The 23,558-nt window shown below is 65.3% G+C and carries 22 protein-coding genes and 1 tRNA gene; 18 read left to right on the top strand and 5 right to left on the bottom strand.

Features of this window, described 5'->3' with window-relative positions; all coding sequences use genetic code 11:
• The first annotated feature begins 2 nt into the window (after positions 1 to 2).
• From QPK27_RS19490 to QPK27_RS19475, 4 genes are all read left to right on the top strand, one after another.
• Positions 3 to 2,243, top strand: coding sequence for a bifunctional (p)ppGpp synthetase/guanosine-3',5'-bis(diphosphate) 3'-pyrophosphohydrolase (locus QPK27_RS19490; protein WP_290419831.1), 2,241 nt, complete (start codon positions 3 to 5; stop codon positions 2,241 to 2,243).
• A gap of 65 nt (positions 2,244 to 2,308) precedes the next feature.
• Positions 2,309 to 3,115 (top strand): ABC transporter permease, encoded by an 807-nt coding sequence (locus tag QPK27_RS19485; protein ID WP_290419830.1) that lies wholly within the window; start codon positions 2,309 to 2,311, stop codon positions 3,113 to 3,115.
• Positions 3,116 to 3,142: 27 nt separating this feature from the next.
• Positions 3,143 to 4,075 (top strand): MlaD family protein, encoded by a 933-nt coding sequence (locus tag QPK27_RS19480; protein WP_290419829.1) that lies wholly within the window; start codon positions 3,143 to 3,145, stop codon positions 4,073 to 4,075.
• The gene (locus QPK27_RS19475) at positions 4,072 to 4,704 is read left to right on the top strand and encodes a hypothetical protein (RefSeq protein ID WP_290419828.1); all 633 of its coding nucleotides are present in this window, start codon (positions 4,072 to 4,074) and stop codon (positions 4,702 to 4,704) included. Before QPK27_RS19480 ends, QPK27_RS19475 begins: the two co-directional genes overlap by 4 nt.
• 13 nt (positions 4,705 to 4,717) lie before the next feature.
• Here the strand turns inward: QPK27_RS19475 and QPK27_RS19470 are convergent, their stop codons facing one another.
• The 4 genes from QPK27_RS19470 to QPK27_RS19455 all read right to left on the bottom strand — a co-directional run bounded on the left by QPK27_RS19470 (position 4,718) and on the right by QPK27_RS19455 (position 8,920).
• The gene (locus tag QPK27_RS19470) at positions 4,718 to 5,569 is read right to left on the bottom strand and encodes a phytanoyl-CoA dioxygenase family protein (RefSeq protein WP_290419827.1); all 852 of its coding nucleotides are present in this window, start codon (positions 5,567 to 5,569) and stop codon (positions 4,718 to 4,720) included.
• The gene (locus QPK27_RS19465) at positions 5,557 to 6,777 is read right to left on the bottom strand and encodes a glycosyltransferase family 4 protein (RefSeq protein WP_290419826.1); all 1,221 of its coding nucleotides are present in this window, start codon (positions 6,775 to 6,777) and stop codon (positions 5,557 to 5,559) included. The genes QPK27_RS19470 and QPK27_RS19465 overlap by 13 nt, the downstream gene beginning before the upstream one ends.
• A gap of 188 nt (positions 6,778 to 6,965) precedes the next feature.
• Complete coding sequence (locus QPK27_RS19460) at positions 6,966 to 7,901, bottom strand: NAD(P)/FAD-dependent oxidoreductase (RefSeq protein ID WP_290419825.1); 936 nt, start codon at positions 7,899 to 7,901, stop codon at positions 6,966 to 6,968.
• 95 nt (positions 7,902 to 7,996) lie between these two features.
• Positions 7,997 to 8,920: a cation diffusion facilitator family transporter gene (locus QPK27_RS19455; RefSeq protein ID WP_290419824.1), complete on the bottom strand. Its 924-nt coding sequence runs from the start codon at positions 8,918 to 8,920 to the stop codon at positions 7,997 to 7,999.
• A 143-nt stretch (positions 8,921 to 9,063) separates the two neighbouring features.
• Between QPK27_RS19455 and QPK27_RS19450 the strand changes: the two genes are divergently transcribed.
• The 12 genes from QPK27_RS19450 (at position 9,064) to QPK27_RS19395 (ending at position 20,395) form a co-directional block, all read left to right on the top strand.
• Positions 9,064 to 9,140, top strand: a tRNA-Val gene (locus QPK27_RS19450).
• A 208-nt stretch (positions 9,141 to 9,348) separates the two neighbouring features.
• Entirely contained in the window at positions 9,349 to 11,259 is a 1,911-nt protein-coding gene (gene thrS / locus QPK27_RS19445) for a threonine--tRNA ligase (protein ID WP_290419823.1), read from the top strand.
• A gap of 29 nt (positions 11,260 to 11,288) precedes the next feature.
• Positions 11,289 to 11,816, top strand: coding sequence for a translation initiation factor IF-3 (gene infC, locus QPK27_RS19440; protein ID WP_374047095.1), 528 nt, complete (start codon positions 11,289 to 11,291; stop codon positions 11,814 to 11,816).
• 80 nt (positions 11,817 to 11,896) lie between these two features.
• The gene (locus tag QPK27_RS19435; protein WP_290419822.1) at positions 11,897 to 12,568 is read left to right on the top strand and encodes a hypothetical protein; all 672 of its coding nucleotides are present in this window, start codon (positions 11,897 to 11,899) and stop codon (positions 12,566 to 12,568) included.
• Between the two features lie 105 nt (positions 12,569 to 12,673).
• Positions 12,674 to 12,871, top strand: a complete 198-nt coding sequence (gene rpmI / locus QPK27_RS19430) for a 50S ribosomal protein L35 (protein ID WP_057262756.1) — start codon at positions 12,674 to 12,676, stop codon at positions 12,869 to 12,871.
• Between the two features lie 20 nt (positions 12,872 to 12,891).
• A complete protein-coding gene (gene rplT, locus QPK27_RS19425; protein WP_123070124.1) occupies positions 12,892 to 13,251 on the top strand; it encodes a 50S ribosomal protein L20 in 360 nt (119 codons plus the stop codon).
• Between the two features lie 128 nt (positions 13,252 to 13,379).
• Positions 13,380 to 14,396, top strand: coding sequence for a phenylalanine--tRNA ligase subunit alpha (gene pheS / locus QPK27_RS19420; protein ID WP_290419821.1), 1,017 nt, complete (start codon positions 13,380 to 13,382; stop codon positions 14,394 to 14,396).
• A 25-nt stretch (positions 14,397 to 14,421) separates the two neighbouring features.
• Positions 14,422 to 16,848 (top strand): phenylalanine--tRNA ligase subunit beta, encoded by a 2,427-nt coding sequence (gene pheT, locus QPK27_RS19415; RefSeq protein WP_290419820.1) that lies wholly within the window; start codon positions 14,422 to 14,424, stop codon positions 16,846 to 16,848.
• Between the two features lie 142 nt (positions 16,849 to 16,990).
• Positions 16,991 to 17,359 (top strand): integration host factor subunit alpha, encoded by a 369-nt coding sequence (locus QPK27_RS19410; protein ID WP_290419819.1) that lies wholly within the window; start codon positions 16,991 to 16,993, stop codon positions 17,357 to 17,359.
• 7 nt (positions 17,360 to 17,366) lie between these two features.
• Entirely contained in the window at positions 17,367 to 17,768 is a 402-nt protein-coding gene (locus tag QPK27_RS19405; RefSeq protein WP_290419818.1) for a MerR family transcriptional regulator, read from the top strand.
• A 249-nt stretch (positions 17,769 to 18,017) separates the two neighbouring features.
• A complete protein-coding gene (locus tag QPK27_RS19400; protein WP_005667428.1) occupies positions 18,018 to 18,650 on the top strand; it encodes a response regulator transcription factor in 633 nt (210 codons plus the stop codon).
• Between the two features lie 200 nt (positions 18,651 to 18,850).
• The gene (locus QPK27_RS19395) at positions 18,851 to 20,395 is read left to right on the top strand and encodes a CHASE3 domain-containing protein (RefSeq protein ID WP_290419817.1); all 1,545 of its coding nucleotides are present in this window, start codon (positions 18,851 to 18,853) and stop codon (positions 20,393 to 20,395) included.
• On the opposite strand, the gene QPK27_RS19390 is transcribed toward QPK27_RS19395, so the two are convergent.
• On the bottom strand, positions 20,396 to 21,130 hold the full coding sequence (locus QPK27_RS19390) for a Crp/Fnr family transcriptional regulator (RefSeq protein WP_290419816.1): 735 nt from the start codon (positions 21,128 to 21,130) through the stop codon (positions 20,396 to 20,398). It lies immediately after the preceding gene.
• A gap of 357 nt (positions 21,131 to 21,487) precedes the next feature.
• Here QPK27_RS19390 and QPK27_RS19385 point away from each other — a divergent pair, with 357 nt between their 5' ends.
• Together QPK27_RS19385 and QPK27_RS19380 are read left to right on the top strand one after the other, a co-directional pair.
• Positions 21,488 to 22,171: a response regulator transcription factor gene (locus tag QPK27_RS19385; RefSeq protein WP_290419815.1), complete on the top strand. Its 684-nt coding sequence runs from the start codon at positions 21,488 to 21,490 to the stop codon at positions 22,169 to 22,171.
• Positions 22,168 to 23,487, top strand: coding sequence for a sensor histidine kinase (locus tag QPK27_RS19380; RefSeq protein ID WP_290419814.1), 1,320 nt, complete (start codon positions 22,168 to 22,170; stop codon positions 23,485 to 23,487). Before QPK27_RS19385 ends, QPK27_RS19380 begins: the two co-directional genes overlap by 4 nt.
• Positions 23,488 to 23,558 lie beyond the last annotated feature (71 nt).

The raw sequence follows: 23,558 nt of genomic DNA, 5'->3' as shown, positions 1-23,558 counted from the left end.
CGATGGTATCGACCGCGCTGCTGGGCGACGCCAAGACACAGCTGGTCCAGGGCCTCAGTCCCGAGGATTGCGCCCGCATCCACGTCGCGCTCGACTACGTGAGCGAAGCCTATGGCGAGCGGGTCGCCAGTTCGGGCCAGAACGCGTTCGAGTTCTCGCTCGGCGTGGCCGGCACCCTGGCTTACCTGAACACCGATGCCGAGACCCGCATCGCCGGCCTGCTGTTCGAGCTGGCGATCATGGAGCCGGGCGCGATGGCCGGCGTCGAGGAGCGCTTCGGCGCCGAAGTCACGATGCTGGTGCAGGGCGTGCTGCAACTGATCCGCCTGCGCGACCTGACCGTTGGCCAGGCGCCGGTGGGCAGCGGGAAAAACGCGGCGCAGCAGGCCGCGGCCCAGAACGAAACGCTGCGCAAGATGCTGCTGGCGATGGCGTCCGACATGCGCGTGGTGCTGATGCGGCTGGCCTCGTGCGCGGCCGGGCTGCGCTACTTCGCCGAGCAGAAACGCTTCGACGCCGTCACCCGCGCCTATGGGCGCGAGGTGCTGGACTTCTACGCGCCGCTGGCCAATCGCCTCGGCATCTGGCAACTGAAGTGGGAGCTGGAAGACCTGGCGTTCCGCTTCATCGAGCCGGACACGTATAAGCGCATCGCCAAGATGCTTGAAGAAAAGCGCATGCTGCGCGAAAGCTTCGTGGCCTCGTCGATCGAGCGCCTGCAGACCGAGCTGTCGGCGGCCGGCATCCGCGCCGAGGTGTCGGGCCGGCCGAAGCACATCTACAGCATCTGGAACAAGATGCGCGGCAAGGAGCTCGACTTCACCGAGCTGTACGACGTGCGCGCCTTCCGCGTGATCGTGCCCGACGTGAAGACCTGCTACACGGTGCTGGGCGTGGTGCACAATATCTGGACCCCGATCCCGAAGGAGTTCGACGACTACATCTCGCGCCCCAAGCCGAACGGCTACCAGTCGCTGCACACGGTGGTCACCGCCGAGGACGGGCGGCCATTGGAAGTGCAGATCCGCACCCAGGAGATGCACAACTTCGCCGAGTACGGCATCGCCGCCCACTGGCGCTACAAGGAAGAGGGCGGATCGAACTTCAAGAGCCAGAAGTACGACGAGCGCATCGCCTGGCTGCGCCAGCTGCTGGCGTGGAAGAGCGACGTGGCCGACGTGGTGGCCGGCCAGGAAGACCTGCAGCGCGAATGGGTCGAGAAGCTCAAGGCGGCCACGCTGGACGACCGCATCTTCGTGCTGACGCCGCAGGCGCGGGTGCTGGAGCTGCCGGTGGGCGCGACGCCGATCGACTTCGCCTACCACCTGCACAGCGAGGTCGGACACCGCTGCCGCGGCGCCAGGATCGACGGCGCCATGGTGCCGCTGAATACCCAGCTCAAGAACGGCCAGACCTGCGAGATCATTACCGCCAAGGGGCCGGCCGGCAGCCAGGGGCCGTCGCGCGACTGGCTCAGTCCCGGCTACACGGTGTCGAGCCGCACGCGCTCGAAGATCCGCGCCTGGTTCCATGCGCTGGAGACGGCCGAAACGCTGGCCCAGGGCCGCGCGATGGTGGAAAAGTCGCTGCAGCGCGAGGGCAAGACCTCGGTCAACCTGGAAACGCTGGCGCATAAACTCGGCTTCGCCAAGGTCGATGAACTGTTCATCGAGGTCGGCAAGGACAAGTTCAGCCTGCGCCACGTGGAAGCGGCGCTGCACGAGCCGGGCGAGGCGCCGCCGGTCGAAGACGCGGCGGTGGTCAACAAGAGCCGCGCCTCGAGTGTGGAGCAGGGCGCCAAGTCGGGCGTGCTGGTGCTGGGCACCGAGGGCCTGATGACGGTGCTGGCCAAGTGCTGCAAGCCGGCGCCGCCCGATCCGATCATCGGCTTCGTCACGCGCGGCAAGGGTGTGTCGATCCACCGCCTCAGTTGCAAGAACTTCGCCGAGATGCAGACCAAGGCGCCCGAGCGCGTGATCCAGACCGAATGGGGAACGGCCGGTCTTGAAACCGTGTACCCGGTCGACCTGTTCATCCTGGCGCAGGACCGGCAAGGGCTGCTGCGCGATATCTCCGAGGTGTTCTCGCGCGAGAAGATCAACGTGATCGGGGTGAATACCCAGAGCGCCAAGGGCCAGGCGCGCATGGTGTTCACGGCCGAAATCGGGGCCACCGGGCAGGTGCAGAAGGCGCTGGCGGCGATCATGGAGGTGGCGGGGGTGATGGAGGCGCGGCGACAGTAAATGGCGCGAACGTCATCATTTGTCACGAACCGCCTTTCCTGACGCAACCCACGTATCATTCATCCATGCCGCGCACGCTCAAGCCCATCGCCCATCCCGACCTCTGGCTCGCCACCCTGGTGCGCTACCTGCGCAGCTGGTGGTACATGATCCATCTGGGCGCGGTGGCGGCCGTCACCGCGCTGTCGCCCTCGACCTGGCGCCGCGACAGCTTTCATGCGACTGCGCGCCACATCCACAGCAGCACCTGGCAGGTGCTGCCCTGGTTCGCGCTCGCTTCGAGCCTGGTCAGCCTGGTCATCATCCGCATCGTGCTGGTCACCGCCAAGAGCTATGGCCTGTCCGGCTTCGCGCTGGAGATGGTGGTGCGGGTGCTGGTGCTGGAGCTGATTCCCCTGTCGGCGGCGCTGTTCGTGGCGCTGCGGTCCGGCATGGCCTTCGACGCGTCGGCGCTGGGACTGGCGCGCGCCGGATTGAGCCCGGTCGCGGCCAGCAACGAGGCCTTGCGCCGCCTGCGGCGTGACCTGGTGCCGCAGCTGATCGCCAACGCCATCGCGGTCCTGAGCCTGGCGATGGTGACCTCGGTGATCGTGCTGGTGCTGGCCTACCTGAACGTGTACGGCCTGTCGATCTGGGGCTTGCCGGACTACACCCGCACCGTCGGCCGCGTGTTTGCGCCCACGGTCACCGCCGGCTTCGTGGTCAAGACCGTGCTGTTCGGCCTGGCCGTGGCCCTGATCCCGACCGCCGCCATCCTTGAGCTGCAGCGCTATCCGCGCCGCCTGGCTTCCACGGTCCAGCCGGGCGCGCTGCGCCTGCTGTTCGTGCTGATCGTGATCGAAGCCGCCTCGCTGACCCTGAAATACATCTGACGCATGGACGACAACACCAAGAACCCCATGGTTGAACCCATCCCTGAAGAACCCAGGCACGTCGAGGTCAAGGCCGCGATCCTGCTGGTGGCGATCGGCGTACTGGTCGTCGCCTTCGTGCTGTACGTGATGTACGCGCGCGGCGTGTTCGAGCCGACCCAGCGCCTGACCCTGGTGGCCGACGATTCCTCGGGCGTGATCCCGGGCATGGACATGACCTTCGCGGGCTTCCCGATCGGGCGCGTGGCCCAGGTCGAGCTGGGCGACGACGCCAAGGTCAACATCACGGTCGACGTCCAGAGCAAAGACGCCAAATGGCTGCGCACCTCGAGCGTGTTCACGCTGGAGTCGAGCATCGTCGGCGAGACCCGCCTGCGCGCCTATACCGGCGTGTTGACCGATCCGCCGCTGCCGCCGAACTCCACCCGCACCGTGCTGCGCGGCGACGCCACCGCCGAGATCCCGCGCATCGTCGCCACCGCGCGCGCGCTGCTGGAAAACCTGGAAACCATGACCGCGTCCGAGTCGGATATCAACGCCAGCCTGGCCAACCTGTCGGCGGTCACCGGCCGCATGTCGGGCCGCTACGGCGTGCTGGGCGGGGCGCTGGGCGGCGACGCCGAGGCGCAAAAGCTCATGGAGGCGCTCGATCGCGTCAACGTCATCCTGGGCAAGGCCGACCAGCGCGTGTTCGGCAAGGCCGGCGTGATGGACGACACCCAGGCCGCGATCCGCCAGCTCGACGTGGTGCTGAAGGACGCCAGCAACACGCTGAAGAAGGTCGACGCGGTGCTGGTCGAGGCCCAGGCGGTCGGCGCCAACACGCGCGCAGCGACCGAAGACCTGAGCGCGCTGCGCGGCGAGGTCGACGCCAGCCTGCGCAAGGTGAACCGGCTGGTCGAGGAAATCAACCGCAAATGGCCGTTCGCGCGCGCGCCGCAGGAGGTCAAGCTGCCATGAGAACCGTTGCTTTGTTTTTCTTTGCGCTGCTGTCCGCCTGCGCCTCCAGGCCGCTGCCGCCCGACTGGCAGGCGAATGCCAAGAGCGCGGTCGATGCCGCCACCGACGACTACCTGAAGGGCCATACGGCGGCGGCCGAAGCGGAATTTCGCGAAGCGCGCGGCGAGACCGCGGCCACCGGACGCGCCGAGCGCGTGATCCAGATCGAGCTGGTGCGCTGCGCGGCGCAGGCGGCCAGCCTGGTGTTCGAGGATTGCCCCGGCTATGCGGCGCTGGCGCCGGACGCCACGCCGGCGCAGCGGGCGTATGCCGCCTATCTGGCGGGGCGCTGGGACGGCCTGGACGCCTCGCTGCTGCCCGAACAGCATCGCGCGGTGGTGACCGGCGGCGCCTTCCGGCAGATCGCCGACCCCTTGTCGCGGCTGGTGGCGGCGGGGGCGCTGTTCAAGGCGGGACGCATGACGCCGGATGGGATCGTGCTGGCGTCGGACACGGCCTCGGAACAGGGCTGGCGCCGGCCCTTGCTGGCGTGGCTCGGGGTGCAGGCGCAGCGGCTGGAGGCGAGTGGCGACGCGGCGGGGCTGGAGCAGGTGCGGCGCAGGATCGCGCTGGCGTCGGGGCAGCGCTGACGGAACGAGGGCATCAAGCCCGCGGCGGCAGGCTATCCACCGGCAGGATGCGATGCACGAAGCGCTCGCACAACTGCCGCAGGCGCGCTCCGCGCGTCGCCGGCGCCAGCCCGTCGAGCCGGCGGTTGAAATGCCCGACCCCCGGCAGCGCCACGTTGAACAGCTGCTCGCGCTGCGCATTGCCTTCATAACACGCCGCATTCGCCGGCATCGCGCTCGGATACGCCTTCATCCAGAAGTGTCCATACGTATAGATCAGCGACTTGCGCACCCGCCCGGTCAGGTTCGCCTCGCACATGTGCAGCACGTGGGTGTTGAACAGGATCGCATCGCCCGCGCGCGGCACCACCCGCGTCACCGCGTTCGACGCGGCCAGCGTCGGCCGGTGCGGGTCGACGTGCAGCGCCGGCAGGTGCTGGCTGCCGGGGATGAACGACAGGCAGCCCTGCTCGGGTTCCAGGTCTTCCAGGTAGAAGTGGACCTTGGCCAGGAAGCCCGGGCAGTGCGCCGGATCGATTCCGGCCACGCGCGCGACGTCCGAGTGATAGGGGCTGGTGAAGGTCGGCCCGGGAAAGAACAGGCGCGCATTGGTGTCGTTCAGCGCCAGGTCTTCGCCCACCGTGGCGCGCAGCAGCGCCAGCAGCGCAGGCAGGTCGACCAGGTCGACGAACACCGGATCGGCGTCGAGGATGGCCGGCAGGTCGTGGAAGCGCGCGCCCCTGGCCCTGGCCGCGCGCACGTTCGCCGCGTGGCCTTCGGCGCGCGCATCGAACGCGGCGCGCGCCCGTTCCAGGATCGGCTGCGGCAGCAGGCCGCGCAGGTGCACGAAGCCCTGGGTATTGTAATGCAGCGCTAGGTCAAGCAATTGGTCTGGAGAGTACATGGTTGGGCAGGGGTGGTGGGGCGCCCGGCGATGCGGGCGAACAGGTCGAATCTGGCGAGCGCGGTGTCGTGCCAGGCATGGCGGGCGGCATGGGCGCGGGTGGCCCCGCGCGCCGGTGGCGCGGCGCGCAGCGCCTGCACCGCGCTGACGATGCCGGCGGCGGAATTCTCGGGCAGCAGCAGGCCGGCCGCGGGGCAGGTGATCACTTCGGCGGTGCCGCCGACGTCGCTGGCCAGGGCTGGCGTGCCGCAGGCCATCGCTTCGAGCAGCACGTTGGCCCAGCCTTCGCGGCTCGAAGCCAGCACCAGCGCGTCGGCCGCCGAATACCAGCTGCGCAGCTGATCCTGGCGCAGCACACCGCCGAAGCGCACCCGCCCGGCCACGCCGAGCTGGCGCGCCAGCGCCTCGAGCCGGGCGCGCTCGGGGCCGCAGCCGGCCACCAGCAGGCGCGCGTCCGGCAGCGCGGCCAGGGCGCGGATCGCCTTGTCGTGGCCCTTGTTCTCGACCAGGTGGCCGACCGACAGCAGGGTGAAGCCGTCGATGCCGAGCGCGGCGCGCGCCATCGCGCGCGGTTCGGGATAGAACAGTTCGAGGTCGACGCCGTTGCGCAGCGCATGGATGCGATCTCCCGGCATGCCGAGCCGCACCATCTCGCCGCGCAGCGCCTGGCACACGCTGATCATGGCGGCGCTGCGCCCCGCGGCCCAGCGCATCATGCGGCGCGGGCCGCGATAGCGCGCCAGCAGGTTGATGTCGCTGCCGAGGGCGGTGATGGTCACTGGTTTACCGAAGGCGCGCCCGAGCAGGGCGGCGGCGACGCCGTCGGGGTAGAAATAATGGGCGTCGATCAGGTCGAAGTCGTGGCCGGCGGCGAGCAGGCCGGCGACGATCGGACGCGCGGCGCGCGCCAGCGTCAGCGGCGCGACGTGCATGCCGACCCGCGGCAGGCTCAGGTAGCGCGGATGCAGCACCCGCACGCCGGCGCGCACTTCCTCACGCGGCACCCCGGCATAGCCGGCGTAGCGGCCGAACAGCGGCGCGCGCGAGGGAAACCAGGGCACCGGCGCCACCACCTGCACCTGCATCGGAAAACTGCGCAACTGCTGGCGCAGGGTGGTTTCGGTGAAGATGCCGTGATGCGGTGCGACGGGGTTCGGGAACAGGGTGGAAAACGTCAGTATCTTGAGCATGGGCGCGGTGAACTCGGATCGGTCGGTCGCGTCCATCACCGTAGCACCGGCGTGACTGCGTTAATTTGTGGTTAAGCAATACGCGTGCCCATACGTAAGTGGTTCTTTTATCAAGATTTTTCCGCCGCTGGGTTCTTGACTGTAAGAATCGTCGACAGCGGCGCGTGACCCCGGCAGCCTGCCGCCCGTCACGCCGTGCGCAGCGCCCACGGCAGGGTGTTATGGATGGTGGTCGCCGCGATCGCCGCCTGGCCGGTGGCCACCGCGATCTGGTTCAGGCCGCGTGTGACGTCGCCAATCGCGTACAGCCCCGGCACCGAGGTGCGGCAATGTTCGTCCACCAGCAGGGTGTCGCATTCGGCGGTCTCGGCGCCCAGCGCCGCCGCCAGGCCTGAGCGGGCGGTCTGGCCCAGCATCGGATAGAACACGTCGCATTCGTAATCCTCGCCGTCGCGCGTGTGCAGCACCGGTTTCAGGTCGTCGGTCAAGGTCACGCCGGCCAGCGGCGAGGCGATGTGGCGCACGTTGGCCGCCGCCAGCTGGCGCGCCTCGTCTTCGTTGACGGCCGACTCCTCGGCGCGCTCGAACAGCAGCACCTCGGTGCTGAAGGTGCGCATGAACAGCGCGTGGCCGACCGGATTGACCTCCGAGGTGGCCACCGCGATGCGCTTGTCGATCACGTCGAAGCCGTCGCACACCGGGCACAGGCGCACCGCGCCGCTGGCCACCGCCTCGTCCCAGCGCTCGACCGGCATGCCGGCGTCGGCCACCCCGGTGGCCAGCAGCACGGTGTGGGCGCGCATCACCGTCAGGTCGCCGTCCGGGCTGACGCAGTCGCCCACGAACAGGCCGTCCTCCAGGCGCAGGTTGCTGATCTCGCCCGGGATCACGTGGCCGCCGTAGCGCCCCAGCTGGCAGCGCAGCTGGTCGAGCAGCACCTTGCCGTTGATCCCGTCCGGGAAGCCGGGGTAGTTGTGCGAGACAGGAATCCAGCCCAGGCGGCTGTTGCCCTTGTCGACCAGGGCCACGTTGCGGGTGAAGCGGCGCAAATAGATGGCCGCGCTCAGGCCGCCGGGGCCGCCGCCGATGATCAGGGTGTCGAATACGGTGTGATGGGTGTCCATCGCCCGATTATCGCGGGCCGTGGACGAGCAGCCTATCGGCGTTCGCGCAGGCGCCGGGTAAGAGGGCGCTGACAGCGGGCCTTGCCGATGCGCGGCTAGAGCGACTTGCCCCCGGCCGCTTCCGGCTGCAGGGTGACGTGGTCGATGCCGTGCCGTTCGCGCAGCATGGCGCGCAGGGCTTCCAGCACCGTCGGCCATTGCTCCAGGCCGCGGATCTCGACGTGGCCGATCAGGGCCGGGTGGCCGGGCGACATGTCCCACACGTGCAGGTCGTGCACCGCCAGCACGCCCTCGACCGCGGCCATGTCGGCGCCCACCTGCACGTAGTCGATCGCGTGTGGCACGCCTTCCATCAGGAAATGGTACGACTCGCGCAGGATGCTTGAGGTCGAGCGCAGGATCAGGAGCGAGACGAAGATCGACAGGATCGGGTCGGCCTGGACCCAGCTGGTGAAATAAATGATGCCGCCGGCGGCGATCGCGGCCAGCGAGCCGAGCAGGTCGCCCATGACGTTGACCAGGGCGGCGCGGGTGTTGATGCTGTCATTGTTGCGTGACAGGATCCATGCCACCAGCAGGTTGATCGCCGCGCCCAGCGCCGCCACCACCAGCACGATGCCGCCTTGCACCGGTTCCGGATGCAGCAGGCGCTCGATCGCCTCCCAGGCAATCCAGCCGACCAGGCCCAGCATCGCCAGGCTGTTCACGAACGCGGCCAGCGCCTCGGCGCGCACGAAGCCGAACGAGTGGCGCGCCGACGGTGGGCGCTTGGCGATCAGTTGCGCCAGCAGGGCCAGGCCGAGGGCGGCGGCGTCGGTGACCATATGGCCGGCGTCCGAGATCAGGGCCAGCGAGTTGGACAGGAAACCGGTGACCACCTCGACGACCGCAAACAGCAGCGTCAGTCCCAGCGCCACCACCAGCGCCTTCTGGCTGCGCGCCTCGATCGAGTGCGCATGGCTGGCGTCGCCGTCCAGGTGGGCGTGCAGATGGGAGGGATCGATCGGCTGCGAAGTCATCTTGTGCTCGGGTAAATATGGCAAGCCAGAAGTGTAAAGCATCCTGCGGGGATGGGCTTGCAAGCCGCCCGGCAGCGCCTGCCGGCAACTTTTTTGGTGTGAGGGTTGCGGGATCGTCATGCGCTCCTTATAATGGCGGCATCGGGCGGTTAGTTCAGCTGGTTAGAATACTTGGTCGACATCCAAGGGGTCGCAGATTCGAATTCTGCACCGCCCACCAGAATTGAGTAATACGGAAAGAGCGAGAAAGGCATCTACGGTTATGACACCGCGAACTACAACCTGGTTGTGGGGGAATCGCTAGACGCGATGGGGTGTGCTTTTGCTCGACACAACTGAAAACGCGGCTAGTGCCGCGTTTTTTTTCGTCTTTTGTTTTTTCATTATCATTTTATTCAGTGCGCGAAGCGCCACGATTGGAGAGCAGTATGTTGAACGTCCGACTTCCAGATGGTTCCAGCCGCCAGTTTGACGGCCCCGTGACGGTGGGTCAGGTGGCGCAGAGCATCGCGCCGAGCCTGGCAAAAGCCGCCCTGGCCGGCAAGGTCAACGGCAAGGTGGTCGACACCTCGTTCCTGATCGACAGCGACGCCGACCTGGCGATCGTCACCGACAAGGATCCAGAAGGCCTGGACGTGATCCGCCACTCGACCGCCCACCTGCTGGCCTACGCGGTCAAGGAATTGTTCCCGGAAGCCCAGGTCACCATCGGCCCGGTCATCGAGAACGGCTTCTACTATGACTTCTCGTACAAGCGCCCGTTCACCCCGGACGACCTGAAAGCCATCGAAAAGAAAATGGTCGAGCTGGCCAAGAAGGATGAGCCGGTCACCCGCCAGGTGCTGCCGCGCGACGAAGCCGTGGCTTATTTCAAATCGATCGGCGAGGACTACAAGGCCGAGATCATCGCCTCGATCCCGGCCAATGAAGACGTGTCGCTGTACAGCGAAGGCGGCTTCACCGACCTGTGCCGTGGCCCACATGTGCCGTCGACCGGCAAGATCAAGGTCTTCAAACTCATGAAGCTAGCCGGCGCCTACTGGCGCGGCGACAGCAAGAACGAGATGCTGCAGCGTATCTACGGCACCGCCTGGACGAAGAAGGAAGACCAGGAGCAGTACCTGCACATGCTGGAAGAAGCCGAGAAGCGCGATCACCGCAAGCTGGGCAAGCAATTGGACCTGTTCCACTTCCAGGAAGAAGCGCCGGGCCTGATCTTCTGGCATCCGAAGGGCTGGACCGTCTGGCAGCAGGTCGAGCAGTACATGCGCAAGACCTACCAGGACACCGGCTACAACGAAGTCAAGGCGCCGCAGATCCTGGACGTCACCCTGTGGCAGAAGACCGGTCACTGGGACAATTATCGCGACAATATGTTCACGACCGATTCCGAGAACCGTTCGTACGCATTGAAGCCGATGAACTGCCCGGGCCACGTGCAGATCTATAACGCCGGCATGAAGTCCTATCGCGACCTGCCGCTGCGCTACGGCGAGTTCGGCCAGTGCCACCGCAACGAATCGTCGGGCGCGCTGCACGGCCTGATGCGCGTGCGCGGCTTCACCCAGGACGATGGCCACGTATTCTGTACCGAAGACCAGATTGCGCCGGAAGTGGTCGCCTTCCACGCCCAGGCGATGAAGGTGTATGACGATTTCGGCTTTGCCAACATCGACGTCAAGATCGCGCTGCGTCCCGACAACCGCATCGGTTCCGACGAGGTCTGGGACCAGGCCGAAGACGCGCTGCGTTCGGCGCTGCGCGGCTGTGGTGTCGAGTGGACCGAACTGCCGGGCGAGGGCGCCTTCTACGGTCCGAAGATCGAGTATCACCTGAAGGACAGCCTCGGCCGTCCATGGCAGGTCGGCACCATGCAGGTCGACTTCTCGATGCCTGGCCGCCTCGGCGCCGAATATGTCGCTGAAGACAATACCCGCAAGGTGCCGGTGATGCTGCACCGCGCGATCGTCGGCTCGATGGAGCGTTTCATCGGCATCCTGATCGAGAACTACGCCGGCGCGCTGCCGCTGTGGCTGGCGCCAGTGCAGGTTGCGGTCTTGAATATTTCGGATGCGCAAGCAGATTATGTGAAGCAGGTCGAGGCCAAGCTGCGCGCGGCTGGCCTGCGCGTTCACGCTGATTTGCGGAACGAGAAGATCACCTATAAAATACGTGAACATTCCGTCCAAAAACTGCCGTACATCCTCGTTGTTGGGGATAAAGAACGGGATGCCAATACTGTGGCCGTGCGTGCCCGCGGCAATGTCGATCTGGGCGTGATGCCAGTCGACGAGCTCGTGGAGCGTCTGGTGGGCGAAGTCGCCGCCAAGACGAAATAATCCCGGCCGAACTTAATACTCTCAAAGGAATAGACATAGCTACTGACAAGCAGAACCGCATCAATGGCGAAATCACCCACCCGGAAATGCGTCTGAACGGTGTGGACAATGAACCATTGGGTATCGTGACCCTGGCCGAAGCGTTTCGTCTGGCCGAAGAAAAGAACGTCGACCTGGTCGAGATCGCGCCCAACGCGGTCCCGCCGGTCTGCCGCCTGATGGACTACGGCAAGTTCAAGTATTCGGAGCAGAAGAAGGCGCACGAAGCCAAGCTCAAGCAGAAGATCATCCAGGTCAAGGAAATCAAGTTTCGTCCGGGTACCGATGAAGGCGACTACAGCATCAAGCTGCGCAACCTCATCAAGTTCCTGGAAGAGGGCGACAAGACCAAGATCACGCTGCGCTTCCGCGGCCGCGAAATGGCGCACCAGGACATCGGCATGCGCATGCTCGAGCGGCTGCGCGGCGATCTGGAGCCGTATGGTCAGGTCGAGCAGTTCCCGAAACTCGAAGGTCGCCAGATGATCATGGTGGTCGCGCCGAAGAAGAAGAAGTAATTCTTCGCGTCGTCAGATTGCAGAGGTCGGGTCCGTTGCGCATGCGAAAGCGTGCGCGGCGGCCCGGCCTTCGCTCGTCTGTGCGCCGCGAGCGGCCGGATGATCTCGCTGCAAACTATCGCCGCGTCGGCGGCATGCGGCGTAGGGTTGGCGGCTCCGCCGGCGACGCGGCGATCGCTACTGGCTCCGCGGTCGTGGGGGATGATCTTGCTGGAAACTATCGCCACGTCGGCGGCAGGCGGCGTAGGGTTGGCGGCTCCGCCGCCGACGCGGCGATCGCTACTGGCTCCGCTGTCGTGCGGGATGATCTTGCTGCAAACTATCGCCACGTCGGCGGCATGCGGCGTAGGGTTGGCGGCGCCGCCGCCGCGGCGCTCGCGACTGGCACCGCTGTCGTGCGGGAGGATCTTGCTGCAAACAATAACCACGACGGCGGCATGCGGCGGAGGGTGGGGGGCGGCGCCGCCGCCGCGGCGCTCGCGACTGGCACCGCTGTCGTGCGGGAGGATCTTGCTGCAAACAATAACCACGACGGCGGCATGCGGCGTCGGGTTGGCGGCTCCGCCGCCGACGCGGTGATCGCTACTGGCTCCGCTTTCGTGCGGGATGATCTTGCTGCAAACTATCGCCGCGTCGGCGGCGAAGCCGCCAACCCTACGCAGGTCGCGGCGTCTGATGGTGCTGCCACAGCGTCCATTTCCGCCAAACCTGTGCTACAATCCGCGATTCCTGTTTGCATGAACAGGTTGTAGCAGACTAGCTTCTGCTGCAAGACAAGTGAAAGTAGGCATTTAAGAGCAGCGTCGCTGCCACCTGCAATCCTGTCCCATAGAGGCTGTCCGCGAGGACAGATGACTATGCCAAAAATGAAAACCAAAAGCAGCGCGAAGAAACGTTTTCGCGTGCGTCCGGGCGGTACCGTCAAATCGGGTATGGCGTTCAAGCGTCACATCCTGACCAAGAAGACCACCAAGAACAAGCGCCAGCTGCGCGGCACCCGTAACATCAATGCGTCGGACGTTACCAGCGTCCTGCGTATGATGCCATCTGCTTAATCTCACACTAAGGAGCGAATATGCCTCGAGTAAAACGTGGGGTTACTGCACGTGCCCGTCACAAGAAAGTCCTTGACCTTGCAAAAGGTTACCGTGGTCGCCGCAGCAAGGTATACCGTATTGCCAAGCAAGCAGTCATGCGCGCTGGCCAGTACGCCTACCGCGATCGCCGCAACAAGAAGCGCGTCTTCCGCGCACTGTGGATCACCCGTATCAACGCGGCTTCGCGTTCGCACGGCATGACCTACAGCGCCTTCATGAACGGCCTGAAGAAGTCCGCGATTGAACTGGACCGTAAAGTCCTGGCCGACATGGCTGTGCATGACAAGCCGGCATTCGCCGCTATCGTCAGCGCCGTCAAGGCAAAGCTGGCTGCTTAATTACGAGCAGTTTGCTGGCAAGCTAGTGCCGCAGCAATGCGGCGCAAAAGAAACGGGGCAAGGGTCATACCTGTGCCCCGTTTTTGATTCTGGCGCTCCCGCCAACGAAAAACAGGAAAACAACAAGCATGAACTCGCTGGAAGAACTCGTCGTCGCGGCCCAGGCTGACTTCGTCGCCGCCGTGGATGCCGCCGCGCTCGAAAATGCGAAAGCCAAATACCTGGGCAAGACCGGCCAGGTGACCGACCTGATGAAGGGCCTGGGCAAGCTCGACCCGGATGCGCGCAAGGCGCAGGGCGCCCTGATCAATGCCGCCAAAGAAAAAATCGAACAGGCCTTGACCGCGCGCCGCGATGCGCTGGCCGACGCCCAGCTGCAGGCACGCCTGAGCGGTGAAGCGATCGACGTCACCCTGCCTGGCCGTGGCCGCTCCAAGGGCGGCATCCACCCGGTGATGCGCACCTGGGAACGCGTCGAGCAGATCTTCCGCTCGATCGGCTTCGACGTGGCCGACGGCCCCGAGATCGAAACCGACTGGACCAACTTCACCGCCCTGAACAGCCCCGAGAACCACCCGGCGCGTTCGATGCAGGACACCTTCTATATCGAGGGCAACGACAGCCAGGGCAAGCCGCTGCTGCTGCGTACCCACACCAGCCCGATGCAGGTGCGCTACGCGCGCACCCACACGCCGCCGATCAAGGTGATCGCGCCGGGCCGCACCTATCGCGTCGACAGCGACGCCACCCACTCGCCGATGTTCCACCAGGTCGAAGGCCTGTGGATCGGCGAAAACATCAGCTTCGCCGACCTCAAGGGCGTGTACCTGAACTTCGTCAAGGCCTTCTTCGAGACCGACGACCTGCAAGTCAGGTTCCGACCATCTTATTTCCCGTTCACCGAACCGTCGGCCGAGATCGACATTGCGTTCGGTTCCGGTCCTTTGAAGGGCCGCTGGCTGGAAGTGTCGGGCGCCGGCCAGGTGCACCCGACGGTGGTGCGCAACTTCGGGCTGGACCCGGAGCGGTTCATCGGCTTCGCGTTCGGCTCCGGCCTCGAGCGCCTGACGATGCTGCGTTATGGAATCAACGATCTGCGCCTGTTCTACGAAGGCGACCTGCGTTTCCTGAAGCAGTTCAACTAATCTAGACGCTGAGGCAAAAAAGAATATGCAATTTTCCGAAAACTGGCTCCGTTCGATGGTCGATCCGAAGATGAATTCGGACGAGCTGTCGCACCTCCTGACGATGTCGGGCCTGGAAGTGGAAGAAGTGGAAGCGGTCGCCCCGCCGTTCTCGAACGTGGTGGTGGCCGAAGTCAAGGAAGTGGCGAAACACCCGAACGCCGACCGCCTGAACGTGTGCCAGGTCGACGTCGGCACCGGCACCCTGCTCAACATCGTTTGCGGCGCGCCGAACGTGCGCGCCGGCATGAAGGCGATCTGCGCCAAGGCCGGCGCCGTGCTGCCGCCGGGCGCGGACGGCAAGCCCTTCGAAATCAAGGTCGGTAAACTGCGCGGCGTCGAGTCGCAGGGCATGATGTGCTCCGCGAAAGAGCTGAAGATCTCGGAAGAGAGCAGCGGCCTGATGGAACTGCCGGAAGACGCGCCGGTCGGCCAGAACATCCGCGACTATCTGCACCTGAACGACCTCAAGTTCACCATCAAGCTGACCCCGAACAAGGCCGATTGCCTGTCGGTGCTGGGCGTGGCGCGCGAAGTGGCGGCACTCACCGGCTCGCCCCTGAGCCTGGCGCCGTCGCGCGTGGTGCCGGTCACCAGCGACGAAATCCTGCCGGCCAAGGTGTCGGCGCCGGACCTGTGCGGCCGCTTCGCCGGCCGCGTGATCCGCGGCCTGAACGCGCGCGCCGCCACCCCCGAGTGGATGAGGCGCCGCCTGGAACGCAGCGGCCAGCGCTCGGTGTCGGCCCTGGTCGACATCTCGAACTACGTGATGCTGGAAGTCGGCCGTCCGTCGCACGTGTTCGACCTGAGCAAGATTCACGGCAGCCTGGATGTGCGTTGGGGCAAGAAGGGCGAATCGCTCAAGCTCCTCAACGGCAACACCATCGAGGTGGACGAGTGGGTCGGCGTGATCGCCGATGATCAACAGATCGAATCGCTGGCCGGCATCATGGGCGGCGACTCCACCGCCGTCACCCTGGATACCACCGATATCTATCTGGAAGCGGCATTCTGGTGGCCGAACGCGATCCAGGGCCGCGCGCGCCGCTACAACTTCTCGACCGACGCGGCGCACCGCTTCGAGCGCGGCGTCGACTACGCGACCATTCCGGACCACATCGAGCGCATCAGCGCGCTGATCGTCGAGATCTGCGGCACGCAAGAGACGAAAGTCGGCCCGGTCGACGACCAGATCGTCAACCTGCCGCAGCGCGCCCCGGTGGCATTGCGCACCGCGCGCGCCGCCAAGGTGATCGGCGTGCCGATCGACGACGCCATGGTGGCCGACATCTTCACCCGCCTGGGCCTGGAATTCACCCAGACCGAAGGCAATTTCCTGGTGACGGCGCCGTCGTACCGCTTCGACATCGAGATCGAGGAAGACCTGATCGAGGAAGTGGCGCGCGTATATGGTTTCGAGAACATTCCGGCCAACCCGCCGGTCGCGCCGAGCGCGATGCTGATCGAACCGGAAAACACCCGCTCGCTGTTTGCGATCCGCCATCAACTGGCCGACCTGGGTTACCAGGAAGTAGTCAACATGAGCTTCGTGGAAAGCGTCTGGGAGCAGGATTTCGCCGGCAACGCCGAACCGATCCGCCTGCAGAACCCGATCGCCAGCCAGCTGAGCGTGATGCGCTCGTCGCTGGTCGGCAGCCTGGTGGCGAACGTGCGCTACAACATCAACCGCAAGGCCGGCCGCGTGCGCGCCTTCGAGATCGGCGCCGTGTTCAAGCGTAACGCCGAAGTGCAGGATGGCGCGCTGAGCGTGGCCGGCTACGAGCAGCCGAAACGCGTGGCGGCGATCGCCTACGGCCCGGCCTTCGACGAGCAGTGGGATTTGCCGACCCGCGCGGTCGACTTCTTCGACGTCAAGGCCGACCTGGAAGCCCTGTTCGCGCCGCGCCAGCTGCGCTTTGCCAAGGCCGAACACCCGGCACTGCACCCGGGCCGTTGCGCCAGCGTCGAGCTGGACGGCGTGCAGATCGGTTTCGTCGGCGAGCTGCACCCGCGCTGGCTGCAGAAGTACGACCTGCCGCAGGCGCCGGTGCTGTTCGAAGTCGACGCCGAAGCGCTGCGCCAGCGCGGCGTGCCGGCCTACACCGAGATTTCCAAGTTTCCGGGCGCCACGCGCGACCTGGCGCTGGTGGTCAAGGCGGACGTGCCGGCCCAGGCCGTGATCGATGCGTTCGAGGCCGAAATCGCCGTCAATCCGCAAGGAAAGATCGTGCAAGCCGTTGTTTTGTTTGATGAATATCGCGGCAAGGGCCTGGAGACGGATGAAAAAAGCCTTGCTTTCCGCTTTAGCTTGCAAGATACTCAATCGACGCTGCAGGACGACGCGGTCGATGCCATCATGGCAGCGGTCGCCACTGCCGCCGAGACGAAGCTGAACGCAAAGCTGCGCGCATAAGAAAGAAGGGCGAGCCGGCAGCATGCCGGTTCGCCGCTCATCCAGAACACGTTTGACTTGAAGGCAGGGCTTCAAAATTAACAACAACGACGTCGATTCGGCCGTATTCCAGGAAGCGCTGGTCGCCGACCTGGACCGCGCGATGCAGGTGGCGCGGGTGCGGAAGGAAGCGGAACAGGCATTGCCGACCTTGACCAAGGCCGAGCTGGCCGAACTGCTGTTCGAGCAGGTCGGCCTGAACAAGCGCGAAGCCAAGGACATGGTCGAAACCTTTTTCGACGAGATCCGCAACGCGCTGGAACGGGGCGAAGCGGTCAAGCTGTCCGGTTTCGGCAACTTCCAGTTGCGCGACAAGCCGCAGCGGCCGGGTCGCAATCCAAAAACCGGGGAAGAGATTCCCATCACGGCGCGCCGCGTCGTGACCTTCCACGCCAGCCAGAAACTCAAGGGCATGGTGGAGGAGGCCAATCCGGCGGCCTCCACGCCGGATCCGCTGGCGCACGCAGCCTGACTAAGCGATGAATGACCGACCAAACAAGAACGAACTGACCACGCTGCCGCCGATTCCGGCCAAGCGTTATTTCACCATTGGGGAAGTGAGTGATTTGTGTGGCGTCAAGCCCCATGTGCTGCGCTACTGGGAGCAGGAATTTACCCAGCTAAAGCCGGTCAAACGTCGTGGAAACCGCCGCTATTACCAGCACCACGAAGTGCTGCTCATCCGGCGCATCCGCGAGCTGTTGTACGAGCAAGGCTTTACCATCAGCGGCGCCCGTAACCGCCTCGATGGCCGCGCCGGTGCGGCCGAGATCGAAGCGCCCGAGTTGCCCGAAGCCACGCCTGCGATCGACGGCGACAAGCTGCGCGCCGAGCTGCTCGACATTCTCGACCTGCTCAAGAACGGCCCGCGGCCGGCCTGACAGCCTCGTCGTCGTTGGTCGGCGGCGCTCCGCTCGAAGGTCGCTGTTTGTGCTGCCATGACGCTGTAGCGATGACGACAGGAAAGAAAAAAGCGCTTTTGACCCGAGGTTCTGCTCAAGCATTCGTGCTGCTGTTGAAGGCTGGCCCGGTAATGTTAGAATGTCACCCGCGCTTGTGCTGAAATCAACGCCAAGCCGGGCAGATCGGACCCGGCACTTTCCTGCGCAAGGAAAATTTAAGGGAAGACAATGATACGCGTTGCCATTTGTGACGATCACCAGATAGTTCGAGCAGGATTCAAACAGATTTTCTCGTCGTCGGGCGACTTCGAAGTCGTCGCCGAAGGCGCCACCGGCCGCGAGGCCCTCGACATCGCCCGTCGCGAGATCTGCGACGTGCTGCTGCTCGACATCGCGATGCCCGACCAGAGCGGCATCGACATCCTGCGCACCATCCGCCAGGGCCAGCCGAACCTGCCGGTGCTGATCCTGTCGGGTTACCCGGCGCAGCAGTATGCGCTCAACCTGTTCAAGATGGGCGCCAACGGCTACCTGAACAAGGAATGCGAAGCGGACGAACTCAAGACGGCCGTGCGCACCGTGTACCAGGGCCGCCGCTACGTCTCGTCCACCGTCGGCGAACTGCTGGCGCAGAGCTTCGACCGCGATCCGAACACGGCGCTGCACACCGAGCTGTCGGACCGCGAATTCCAGGTGTTCCTGCGCCTGGCAAAGGGAGCGACCGTGTCGGATATCGGCAATGCGCTGTCGCTGTCGATCAAGACCGTGTCGACCTACCGCACCCGCATCATGGAAAAGATGGGACTGCAGTCGAACTCGGATCTGACCTATTACGCCATGAAGAATAACCTGCTGGATTGACCGGCTACTTCATGTCGACGACGCGCGCGCCGGCGCGCGTTTTCGTTTGTGCATGCCGTCTTCGCAAGACTTCCCTTGGCTTCGTTGCGCATTTGCAGCCCAATTGCAACAGTTAGTTACATGAGGGAATTTCGCGGTGCAACAATTCGTCCTTACACCTATAATGAAGGACGGCGTCTGTTGCGCGAAAGGAAGTCAGGATGTACTTTTCAACCGCTCCGGCCGACAAGCCGGTCCGCAATCTCCCTCTCCATAAATCCCTGCTGTGCCTGGCCTGTGCGATCCTGCTGGTCGTGAACGGCGTGTTCCTGCTGCGCAACCTCGACGACTTGCGTTCGGCCAATGCCTTGCAGACGCGCACCGCCCAGGTATCGGACGAACTGCAGTACCTGAACCTGCTGGTGACCGATGCCGAGAGCAGCTTGCGCGGCTATTTCCTGTCGAATTCAGAAGTCTATCTGGGACCATTGCGCGCAGCGCCGCAGCAGTTCGACAACCAGCTGCGTACCCTTGGCACGCTGCTGGCCGACAATCCCTCGCAAACCAAAAACCTGGCCCAGCTGCGTACCCTGATCGAGAAAAAGCTGGGGCTGATGCACCAGCAGCTCGAAGTGTTCCGCCAGGGCGGGCTGTCCGACATCGTGGCGATCGCCGCTTCTCCCGACGACCGCGCCCAGATGGACGAGATCCGCCTGCAGGTGGTAATCATGACGCGCGAGCAGAACGAACTGCTGGCCGCCCGCACCGCCGCCTTTTATCAACAGTACCGCCACGCCGCGCTGTTTGGACTGAGCATCAATGCGGCCGCGATCGCGGTGCTGCTGTTGTTCTACAACCTGGTCAAGCGCGCCTTCGGCGCCCGCCTGCGGGCAGAGCGCGCATTGCAGCAGAGTAACGACGACCTGGAATGCATCGTTGCCGAGCGCACCGCCCAGCTGTCGGTGCTGTCGCGCCACCTGATCCGGGTCCAGGAAGAAGAGAAGTCGCGCCTGGCGCGCGAACTGCACGACGAGATGGGCGCCAACCTGACGGCGATCGGCATGGACATGACCACCGTCAGCGAGCAATTGCGTTCGAGCCATCCGGAACTGGCCGCAAAGCTGGGCCGGGCGCGTCGAACCCTGGTCGATACGGTGCAACTGAAGCGCCGTATTATCGAAAACCTGCGCCCGAGCCTGCTCGACAATATGGGCTTGTCGGCCGCGCTGCAGAGCTATTGCGCCGACTATGCGCGCGTGACGGCGCTGGACGTCGATCCCTTGATCGCGGCCGAAGCCGACGGGGCCGGCCCGATGCAGGCCATTGCGCTGTTCCGCATCACCCAGGAAGCGCTGAACAATATCGCCAAGTATGCCAGGGCGCGTACCGTCATCGTCAACCTGACGCGCGAACCGGACGGCTGGGGCCTGGAGATTACCGACGACGGCATCGGCATCGCGCCGGATGCGATGAAGACCTCGAAATCGCATGGCCTGCTGGGCATGCGCGAGCGCGCCTTGCTGCTGGGCGGCACCCTGGTGGTGGAGCCGGGCGTGAATGGGGTGGGAACTTGCGTGCGCGCCACATTGCCATTGACGGCGCCGGGCGGAAATGAAGAAATGGGGCAGAACCTTGCCGTGCCTGCCGGTCTGCTGAAGGAAACGCAGTCGGTTTCGGCTTCAGGCTTGCCGGCACCGCCGCCAAATGAAAAAGCCGATTCACATGAATCGGCTTTTCCAGGAACCCAGTCGGTGACGCAATCTTGATTAGCGCGCCACATCCATGAGCAGGCGGTCGTATTCCGACTTGGCGACCTTGTAGCATTCGCCGGCGTATTCTTCCAGGCCGGCACGGTCCAGCACGGTGATGTTGCCGCGGCGGTACTGGATCAGGCCTTCGTCCTGCAGCTTGCCGGCGGCGGCGGTGATGCTTTCGCGGCGCACGCCCAGCATGATCGAGATCAGTTCCTGGGTCACTTTCAGTTCGTTGCTGGCCGAGCGGTCCAGGCGGTCGAGCAGCCAGCGGCACAGTTTCTGTTCGATCGAGCTGTGGCGGCCGCCGACGGCGTTCTGGGCCATCTGGGCGAACAGGGCGTTGGTGTAGCGCATCAAGAGCTGCGGCAAGGCGCCGCCGCGGTTGAAGGCGTCACGCAGGTACTGGGTCTTGAGGCGGTAACCGTAGCCGGCGCTTTGCACCACGGCGCTGCAGGTGGCGCGCTCGCCCATGAACAGCGACACGCCGACTGCGCCTTCGTGGCCGACCACGGCGATCTCGGTGGTGGCGCCGTCTTCCATCACATACAGCAGCGACACGATTGCGGTGGTCGGAAAATACACGTATTCCAATTTGCTGCCATACTCGAACAACTCTTTACCGAACGGCATCGGGACCAGTTCCAGGTGGTCGAACATGTCTTCGAGGTCGAGGCGGGGAAGGGCGGCCAGCAGTTCGTTCTGCTGGGTGCCGCTGTAGCTGACGACCGGACGCGACGTGGACTTCATTGCCTCACTCGTGGCAGGGATCTGGTTTTTTGCTTTTTGGGTCATGCCGCCAAATTGAGTGTTGTTCATCTTATGTCCTCTTATGTCTGTCGTTCGTCTATGGTTATTGCGGGGCGATCCTGAGGTCTTTTGCTGCCTCATCGCGATGTGTGTACTTTAAAGCTACCGTCTGTTGGCGCACATAAGATTAGCGGTTGCACCCGTGTAGGCTCGATGCATGATGTTTTGTCAGTGCAGTCCTACTGGAGAGAACCCCGTTTTCGGGCTGGTTTTTGTTAGGTTTGACAACAAAAATGCCGCATAATTCGCCGTCGAGTACATTCGGAACGATTGGCGAAATGATTGGCAAACTGATACATGGCCCTGCAGTTACTCCTGGTTGAAGACGATCCGGTCCTGGCCGACGGCCTGGTGCGCGCGCTCCAGGCGCAGGACCTGCAAGTGACGCCCGTGCGCGACGGCCTGGCTGCCGACGCCGCCCTGCAGGCCGGCGGCATCGATGTCGCCGTGCTCGACATCGGCCTGCCCGGCATCGACGGCTTCGAAGTGGTACGGCGCCTGCGCGCGCGCGGCGCCGCCACCCCGGTGCTGCTGCTGACCGCCCGCGACGCCGTCGAAGACCGCGTGCGCGGCCTGGAAACCGGCGCCGACGACTACCTGGTCAAGCCCTTCGCCACCGCCGAACTCGTCGCCCGCATCCGCGCCCTGGCGCGGCGTCACGCGCCGCCATCGACCGTCCTTGCGCTGGGCAGCCTCAGCCTGGACAGCGCCACCCGCCGTGCCCGTGTCGGCGAGCGTCCGGTGGAATTGTCGGTGCGCGAGTGGGGCGTGCTCGAATACCTGCTGCAGCACGCCGGGCGCGTGGTGTCCAAGCAGCAGATCATCGACGCCATCCTGCCCTGGGGCGACGACGTCACGCCGAACGCGGTCGAAGTCTATGTGTCGCGCCTGCGCCTGAAGATCGACGGCGCCGGGGTGGCGATCCGCACCATCCGCGGTTTCGGCTACCTGCTGGAAGCCGCCCCCGCTGCCGCTCGATGACCAGTATCCGGATTCAGCTGCTCAAGTGGCTGCTGGGCCCGATCCTGCTGGTCAACCTGGTGCTGGCGGCGCTGGTGGTGGGCCTGGCCTGGACCCCGGCCCAGGTCGCTTTCGACCAGGGCCTGTCCGATACCGCCGATGCCCTGGCGGCGCGGCTGGCCGGCGGCGCCGCGCCGCAGCTGCCGGCGCAGCTGGCCGACAACGGCGGCAAGGACCGCATCTGGTTCGCGGTGCGCGACGGCGGCGGCGCCCACCTGGCCGGCGCGCCCGCCTTTCCGCCACTGCAGCCCGGCCGCGCCGCCTACGACGCCGAGATCGGCGGCGAACCGGTGCGGGTGGCGGCGCGCGCGGTCGCGACTCCCGATGGACCGCGCCAGCTGGGCGTGGCGCGCACGCTGCGCCAGCGACTCGAGGTGCGCGCCGCCATCGTGCGCTCGCTGACCGTGCTGGTGGCGCTGGTCACCATCACCCTCGTCGGCGTGGTCTGGCTGTCCGTCAGTAATGGATTACGCCCATTGGCCCGGATCCGCGCCGAGCTGGCCGCGCGTGGCCCGGGCGACCTGGCGCCGCTGCCGGCCGAACAGGTGCCGTACGAAATCGCGCCGGTGGTCACCGGTTTCAATGAGCTGCTCGACAAGGTGGAAGCCGGCAGCCGGGCCCAGCGCGACTTCCTGGCCGACATGGCGCACCAGCTGCGCACGCCGCTGGCCGGCATGCAGCTGCAGCTCGAATGGCTGGGCCGGCGCCACGCCGCCGACCCCGACACGCTGCGCGCGCTGGGCATGATGGGCTTGGCCAACGAACGCATGATCCGCCAGGTCAACCAGCTGCTGGCGCTGGCCCGTGCGCGCGAAGGGCGGCCGGCCGGCGCGCCAGCTGCGCTCGACCTGGCGCTGCTGGTGCAGGAATCGGTGCAGTTCTTCGTCGACAAGGCGGCGCGCAAAGACATCGACATTGGCTTCGAACTGGATAGCGCCCCGGTCGAGGGCGACGCCTTCCAGCTGCGCGACCTGATCGACAACCTGGTCGACAATGCGATCCGCTACACCCCGGCGGACGGCCAGGTGACGGTCGGCTGCAGGCGCGAAGGGCGGGAGACGCTGTTCACGGTGGCCGATTCCGGCCCAGGGATTCCGACGGCAAGACGCGCCGCCGTGTTCGAGCGCTATGTGCGGCTGGACGACAAGACCAGTGGCAGCGGTCTCGGGCTGGCGATCGTGCGCGACATCGCGCTGGCCCACGGCGCGCGGGTGGTGCTGGGCGACGCTGCCGAGGGCGGCACGCTGGTCACGGTGCGCTTTCCGGCGCGGCCGTAGTCATCCTGCCAGAACGGCGCCGGCCAAACACGCAAACACTGTCGCAAATCCGTTGCTGTCAGGAATTTGTC

Source organism: Massilia sp. YIM B02443 (assembly GCF_030411955.1).
In the GTDB taxonomy this organism is placed as follows: domain Bacteria; phylum Pseudomonadota; class Gammaproteobacteria; order Burkholderiales; family Burkholderiaceae_D; genus Telluria.
The sequence above is the reverse complement of the archived record's forward strand: the minus strand, read 5'-3'. Positions and strand labels throughout refer to the sequence as shown.

Coding starts and splice junctions, on each gene's coding strand:
- QPK27_RS19485 (WP_290419830.1), top strand. CDS start 2,309: ATGCCGCGCACGCTCAAGCCCATCGCCCATCCCGACCTCTGGCTCGCC.
- QPK27_RS19480 (WP_290419829.1), top strand. CDS start 3,143: ATGGTTGAACCCATCCCTGAAGAACCCAGGCACGTCGAGGTCAAGGCC.
- rplT (WP_123070124.1), top strand. CDS start 12,892: ATGCCTCGAGTAAAACGTGGGGTTACTGCACGTGCCCGTCACAAGAAA.
- rpmI (WP_057262756.1), top strand. CDS start 12,674: ATGCCAAAAATGAAAACCAAAAGCAGCGCGAAGAAACGTTTTCGCGTG.
- QPK27_RS19385 (WP_290419815.1), top strand. CDS start 21,488: ATGGCCCTGCAGTTACTCCTGGTTGAAGACGATCCGGTCCTGGCCGAC.
- QPK27_RS19455 (WP_290419824.1), bottom strand. CDS start 8,920: ATGACTTCGCAGCCGATCGATCCCTCCCATCTGCACGCCCACCTGGAC.
- QPK27_RS19460 (WP_290419825.1), bottom strand. CDS start 7,901: ATGGACACCCATCACACCGTATTCGACACCCTGATCATCGGCGGCGGC.
- QPK27_RS19400 (WP_005667428.1), top strand. CDS start 18,018: ATGATACGCGTTGCCATTTGTGACGATCACCAGATAGTTCGAGCAGGA.
- QPK27_RS19390 (WP_290419816.1), bottom strand. CDS start 21,130: ATGAAGTCCACGTCGCGTCCGGTCGTCAGCTACAGCGGCACCCAGCAG.
- QPK27_RS19475 (WP_290419828.1), top strand. CDS start 4,072: ATGAGAACCGTTGCTTTGTTTTTCTTTGCGCTGCTGTCCGCCTGCGCC.
- pheT (WP_290419820.1), top strand. CDS start 14,422: ATGCAATTTTCCGAAAACTGGCTCCGTTCGATGGTCGATCCGAAGATG.
- QPK27_RS19465 (WP_290419826.1), bottom strand. CDS start 6,777: ATGCTCAAGATACTGACGTTTTCCACCCTGTTCCCGAACCCCGTCGCA.
- thrS (WP_290419823.1), top strand. CDS start 9,349: ATGTTGAACGTCCGACTTCCAGATGGTTCCAGCCGCCAGTTTGACGGC.
- QPK27_RS19395 (WP_290419817.1), top strand. CDS start 18,851: ATGTACTTTTCAACCGCTCCGGCCGACAAGCCGGTCCGCAATCTCCCT.
- QPK27_RS19410 (WP_290419819.1), top strand. CDS start 16,991: ATGCAGGTGGCGCGGGTGCGGAAGGAAGCGGAACAGGCATTGCCGACC.
- QPK27_RS19405 (WP_290419818.1), top strand. CDS start 17,367: ATGAATGACCGACCAAACAAGAACGAACTGACCACGCTGCCGCCGATT.
- QPK27_RS19380 (WP_290419814.1), top strand. CDS start 22,168: ATGACCAGTATCCGGATTCAGCTGCTCAAGTGGCTGCTGGGCCCGATC.
- pheS (WP_290419821.1), top strand. CDS start 13,380: ATGAACTCGCTGGAAGAACTCGTCGTCGCGGCCCAGGCTGACTTCGTC.
- QPK27_RS19490 (WP_290419831.1), top strand. CDS start 3: ATGGTATCGACCGCGCTGCTGGGCGACGCCAAGACACAGCTGGTCCAG.